Source organism: Allobosea sp. 05T422_2 (assembly GCF_056396265.1).
Genome location: NZ_JBFTLD010000376.1, coordinates 1 through 5,210, shown reverse-complemented (window position 1 = coordinate 5,210; position 5,210 = coordinate 1). Strand labels below are relative to the sequence as shown.

The window sequence follows — 5,210 nt, the reverse complement described above, 5'->3', positions numbered from 1 at the left end:
GTGGGGGGCGACTTCTTCGCCGATGCTCTGCCCAGGGCCGATGTCATCACCATGGGGATGATCCTGCATGACTGGAACCTGGAGAAGAAGAAGGCGCTGATCCGCAAAGCCTATGACGCCCTGCCGCCGGGCGGCGCCTTCGTGGTGATCGAGGCCCTCATCGACAATGCGAGGCGCGAAAATGCCTTCGGCCTGACGATGTCCCTCAACATGCTGATCGAGTTCGGCGATGCCTTCGACTATTCCGCTGCCGACTTCGAGGGCTGGTGCCGCGAGGTCGGTTTCCGGAGGTTCGAGACCATGGCGCTGGCCGGCCCGTCGAGCGCCGCGATCGCCTATAAATAGCGGGATTGCCGATCGCGCTCGTCGCGAGGTGCCGTCTGCAGGGAGGACGCCCCAGCTCCGCCGGATCGGGTGACCCGGCGGGACCGGTCAGGGCGCGGGATCGGCTACGCTGCCTTGCGGTTGATCCCGGATTCGGCGAGCTTGCTGAGCTTCTTGTCGGCCGCGAATTCCTCGTCGAGATTCTGCTGCAGCAGGGTGGCGCAGTCGTTGCGGCCAAGCTGCTTGGCCCAGGCCGTCAAGGTGCCGTAGCGCGTGATCTCGTAGTGTTCGACGGCTTGCGCGCAGGCGATGATCGCGGCATCGACCACCTGCTTGTCGGCGACCTCACCCAGAACCTCGTCGGCTTCCTCGAGGATGCCGTCGATCGCCGGGCAATCCACGCCCTTCGCCTCCGCGCCATGTTGCTTGAAGACCTGTTCCAGCCGCTTGATATGACCTTCGGTTTCGCCGCGATGCGCGGTCAGCCCCTGCTTCAGCTGCGGGTCCGTGGCCTTGTCGATCATCTTCGGCAGCGACTTGTGGATCTGCTTCTCCGCGTAATAGATATCTTGAAGCGTGTGGACAAAGAGATCGTCCATCGTCTTGATGTCCTTGGAAAAAAGTCCCATTCCGTCCTCCTAGTTCTGATCCCCGCCGACGCCGGTTGATCGGGCGCGCTTGCTGCCTGACCAACGTATTGGCCGCCGGCCTGTTCCACGCCGCCGGGGCTTTTGGCCATGGCGAAGGAACCCGGCTGTCAGGGTCTTGGCTGAGCTGCTCGCCAGCCATGCCGCTTCGACAGGTTGTCAGCGATTGGGGGGAAGCCGTCCTGCGACGGGACGTTGTGGCCGCTCCGCCGCTGCGGAGCAGCGCCTCGCCGCGTCGCGAAAACCTCGTTCATTCATGGAGAAGGCAACAAAAAAGGAGCGTCGCCGCTCCTTGCCATTCCAACGCTATAGCGTGCCTGGGGGCTTGCGGCAAGACGCCGGTCACCCCCTATGAACGCTGCCCTCGACCTGAACCATGGGGAAAGGGAATAGCGAAATGCGTATCCTATTATCGACTTACGGGTCGCGCGGCGACGTTGAACCGATCGTGGCCCTGGCGGTGGAGTTGCGGGCACTCGGCCTCGAGGTGCSGTTATGCGCGCCGCCGGACGCGGAGTTCGCAACGCTGCTGGCCCGTGCCGGCATCCCGTTGGTACCCTTCCGCAAATCGTGGCGCGCATGGGCGGAGCAACCCTCGACCGCGGAGGAGCGGGTCGTGAGCGTCGACGCCTTCGTGGCCGGGTTCATCGCAGCGACCTATGACACCCTCGCCGAGGCAGCCGAGGGCTGTGACATGCTCGTCGCGAGCGGCATGTTGCATTTCGTCGCGCGGTCGGTGTCCGAGACGGTCGCCGTCCCTCACCGGTTCGCGATCTTCTGTCCGAGTTTGCTGGACGCCCAGGGCTGGCACGCGCAGGTCGGCGCGCCGATCAACGCCCATCGGGCGTCGATCGGCCTGCCGCCGGTGGAGGACCTCCCGGCCTTCCTGTTCACCGGTCGGCCCTTGGTGGCAGCGGACCCGACCCTGTGTCCCGAAGTGACGCCCGGAGCGCTTCCTGTCATCCGAACCGCGGCATGGATATTGCCGGACGAAAGACCACTCCCGGCGAATCTGGTGGCGTTCCTGGATGCCGGCGCAGCGCCCGTCTATGTCGGCTTTGGCAGCATGCGCGTCCCCAACGACAGCGCCCGTGTCGCCATAGAGGCGATCCGCGCGCAGGGCCGCCGTGCTCTCGTCGCCCGGGGCTGGGCCGACCTGGGCTTGATCGACGACGGCGCCGACTGCCTTGCCATCGGCGAGGTGAACCAGCAGGCCCTGTTCGGTCGCGTGGCCGCCATTGTCCATCATGGCGGGGCGGGTACGACGACGACGGCGTCCCGGGCCGGCACGCCTCAGGTCGTTGTCCCCCAAGCGGTGGACCAGTTTCACTGGGCTGCCAGGGTGACCGAACTCGGCATCGGAGCTGCGCACGATGGCCCGACTCCGACCTTCGCGTCGCTGTCGGCGGGGCTCGGTACAGCCCTGAGGCCTGAAACCGGTGCCAGAGCAGCCACCMTGGCGGGCGCGATCCGCACCGACGGGGCGGCGTCAGCCGCGAGGCTGCTGGTCGATGCGACATTCGACGGCTGGTGAAGCAGGCCGCCAGGGACAGGGCGCGCGTGCTTCTGGGAGGTGCCGGCCATTCGCTCATCTGAATGATGACCGGACCGCCGTTGTCGTGGAACCTCGCTTAGGGCCCGACGTTTCCTGCGCAGCCGGGCCCGACAACACGGAGGCCACCATGCGAGACGGTTACGGACGGAAGATCCCCACGACGGATGCGGCAGCCATCCTCCCCCACGGACGGGGCGAGCAGGGCAAGAACCAGGACAACCGGGGCGAGCGCATGCGCGATCGCGCCCCCTCCGGGCAGAGCCCCGAGAAGGCAGCCGAGCGCCCTCCTCCCGGCATTTGCGAAACCTGAGGTGATGACGATGACAGCCGAGAAGCATACCKACGCGCCGGTGCCCTATCGGACGGCGCAACGGCCGGGACAATCGGGCGCACCGGAACAGCGTCGCCCGGGCCCGAGCCCCTTGTCGAAGCATCAGACCGGGCCGCATGCCCCGTTCGAGGCCGATGAGCACGACAGCGCCGCCACGATCAGACATGGGGGCCAGCCTGAGCCGAAGAAGCCGGGCTGAGGCCTGGCCTGGGCCATGGCGGGGCTGGGCCCAGGGCTCAGTCCCGATAGATGCGTGGCGCGTCCTGGACGCTGGGCACGGTTCGGAACATCCTGACCCCGAAGCCGGCCACAAGCGCCAGTACGGTGAGCCAGATCAGGATGTCGAGAAAGCGCGAGCGCATGACAGGTTTCGCCCGGCATCGATGAGGACTGCAACTGCAACCCGGGCCGGCGCCATCCGGTTCCGCGCGACGTTGCAGAAAAGGTGATACGATCGTGTCCTCGACAGGCATACCCGGTGAGGTGTTGCTGAAGCTCGGATTTCCCGAAAACCGACTCCCTGAAGCATCGGCTTTTCGGGCCGATGCTAGTAGCCGCCGATGATCGGGAGGATCTCCCCGGTGATGTAGCTGGAGCAGTGCGGCGAGGCGAGGAAGACATAGGCCGGGGCGATTTCCTCCGGCTGGGCCGGGCGCTTCATCGGTGTCTGCGCCCCGAATGTCGCGACATCCTCGGCCGTCTTGTCGGATGGATTGAGCGGCGTCCAGACGGGACCGGGCGCGACCGCATTGACCCTGATCCCGCGCGGCACGAGATGGGCGGCGAGCGAGCGGGTAAAAGCATGGATGCCGCCCTTCGTCATGGAATAGTCGATCAGCGCCTCACTGCCCATCAGCCCGGTGACGGAGCCGGAATTCACGATGGCGCCGCCGACTTTCATATGGTCGAGGGCCGCCTGCGACATGTGGAAATAGCCGTAGAGATTGGTCTTCAGCGTCGTGTCGAAATGCTCTTCGCTCAGATCCTCGAAACGTGGGGAATGGACCTGGAAGGCGGCGTTGTTGACGAGCACATCGAGCTTGCCGAAGGTCTTGACGACCTTGGCCACCGCCTTCCGGCAGAAGCCTGAATCCCGGACATCGCCGGGGATGACGAGGCAGCGCCGCCCCTCGGCCTCGATCGCCTGCCCGGTCACCTTCGCGTCCCCGGCCTCGCCGAGATGCAGGATCGCGACATCGGCACCCTCGCGCGCGAAGAGCACGGCGACCGAGCGTCCGATCCCGGAATCGCCGCCCGTGATGATGGCGACCTTGCCCTCGAGTTTGCCCGAGCCCTTGTAATAGGGCGCATCATACATCGGGGCCGGATCGAGCACGGCCTCCGAACCCGGCTTGGCCTGATGCTGCTTCCTGAAGGGCGGCTCGGGATAACGTCGCGCCCCAGCCTGCATCGCGCCGGATTTCGCCTCTGCCGGCTTCGCATCCGACCGCGCCACCTGCCTCTGGATCCGGCGCTGCTGCTGGATCGCGGAATTTGTCGCGCTGTTCGRCTTTGCCGGGCTCCTKGGTTCCGCTTGTGGCTTGGTCTTGGTCTGAACCTTGCTGGATTTCGCCATCACGGCCTCCGTGCAATCGCATTCCGGAGTTGAACGGGCGCCGCGGGCCCGGGTTCCATTGCCGGTGCGGGATCGGCGCGCTCTGTTCGGGCGTCCGTCCTGATCGCCCTGCTCGCCACCGAGCTGCACGGTGACGCGTTCTCCCCCTGTCCTCCGAACACGCAGCCGCCTCAGCCTCTCCGTGAACTGCCCCTCATCCCTGTCAGCCCCTGTCTGTCGGTAGCGGCTCCTCTTCGTCCTGCCGTGCGACGAAACGGCCATTCGCGAGGCCAGGCGCGGAGCGCAGCAGTGCCAGCAAATGGAGCGTGGCGGGGCTGAGATAGCCGCCTCGGCGCAGGACCGCATAAATCGGATTGGCGACGTGCAGGTCCGCGACCGGAATCGTCGCGAGCGAGCCAAGCCGCCGCTCCTCGTCGATCGCGCTTTCTGGCAGCAACGCGATGCCGAGACCGGCCTCGACCAGCCGCTTCATCGCGTTCAGGCTGTCGATCGATGTCCAGCGGACCTCGCCGATGCCACGCGCCTGAAACTGCGCGAAGATGTTGTCCGCGAAGGTCTCGCGCTGATCATAGGCATTGCGGAACGCAAACCAGGGTTCATGGCACAGCGCCGCGAGCGATCCGAGCCGTTTGCCCGCGAAACGATGCTGGGCGGAACAGGCCACGACCATTGTCTCGGAGGCGATGTGCTCGCAGACGAGATCTGGTGCGATGTCGAGGAGATAGCGCAGCCCGATCATCGCTTCGCCGCGCCGGACCCGGTCGCTCACCTCAGCGC

The 5,210-nt window shown here is 66.1% G+C and carries 7 protein-coding genes; 3 read left to right on the top strand and 4 right to left on the bottom strand.

The genetic code is table 11. From position 1 onward, the window contains the following. The coding region (locus AC1DJT_RS34320; protein ID WP_476835831.1) for a methyltransferase at positions 1 to 345 on the top strand (345 nt) is incomplete at its 5' end. A gap of 104 nt (positions 346 to 449) precedes the next feature. Here AC1DJT_RS34320 and AC1DJT_RS34315 read toward each other — a convergent pair. Further along, positions 450 to 953: a YciE/YciF ferroxidase family protein gene (locus tag AC1DJT_RS34315; protein ID WP_441492931.1), complete on the bottom strand. Its 504-nt coding sequence runs from the start codon at positions 951 to 953 to the stop codon at positions 450 to 452. A gap of 415 nt (positions 954 to 1,368) precedes the next feature. Between AC1DJT_RS34315 and AC1DJT_RS34310 the strand changes: the two genes are divergently transcribed. Beyond that, positions 1,369 to 2,505, top strand: coding sequence for a glycosyltransferase (locus AC1DJT_RS34310; RefSeq protein WP_476835830.1), 1,137 nt, complete (start codon positions 1,369 to 1,371; stop codon positions 2,503 to 2,505). Between the two features lie 148 nt (positions 2,506 to 2,653). Further along, positions 2,654 to 2,836 carry a hypothetical protein gene (locus AC1DJT_RS34305; protein ID WP_441506896.1) on the top strand — a complete coding sequence of 61 codons (183 nt, stop codon included), beginning with the start codon at positions 2,654 to 2,656 and terminating at the stop codon, positions 2,834 to 2,836. Between the two features lie 257 nt (positions 2,837 to 3,093). Here AC1DJT_RS34305 and AC1DJT_RS34300 read toward each other — a convergent pair whose 3' ends face one another. The 3 genes from AC1DJT_RS34300 to AC1DJT_RS34290 form a co-directional block, all read right to left on the bottom strand. Next, positions 3,094 to 3,219, bottom strand: coding sequence for a hypothetical protein (locus tag AC1DJT_RS34300; RefSeq protein WP_441492928.1), 126 nt, complete (start codon positions 3,217 to 3,219; stop codon positions 3,094 to 3,096). A 185-nt stretch (positions 3,220 to 3,404) separates the two neighbouring features. Beyond that, the gene (locus AC1DJT_RS34295) at positions 3,405 to 4,433 is read right to left on the bottom strand and encodes an SDR family oxidoreductase (RefSeq protein WP_476835829.1); all 1,029 of its coding nucleotides are present in this window, start codon (positions 4,431 to 4,433) and stop codon (positions 3,405 to 3,407) included. Between the two features lie 202 nt (positions 4,434 to 4,635). After that, positions 4,636 to 5,210, bottom strand: a 575-nt coding sequence (locus AC1DJT_RS34290) for a LysR family transcriptional regulator substrate-binding protein (protein ID WP_476835828.1), incomplete at its 5' end; no start/stop codon positions are given.

Excerpts from the sequence above, each read along its gene's own strand:
- AC1DJT_RS34315 (WP_441492931.1), bottom strand. The coding sequence starts at position 953 with ATGGGACTTTTTTCCAAGGACATCAAGACGATGGACGATCTCTTTGTC.
- AC1DJT_RS34305 (WP_441506896.1), top strand. The coding sequence starts at position 2,654 with ATGCGAGACGGTTACGGACGGAAGATCCCCACGACGGATGCGGCAGCC.
- AC1DJT_RS34300 (WP_441492928.1), bottom strand. The coding sequence starts at position 3,219 with ATGCGCTCGCGCTTTCTCGACATCCTGATCTGGCTCACCGTACTGGCG.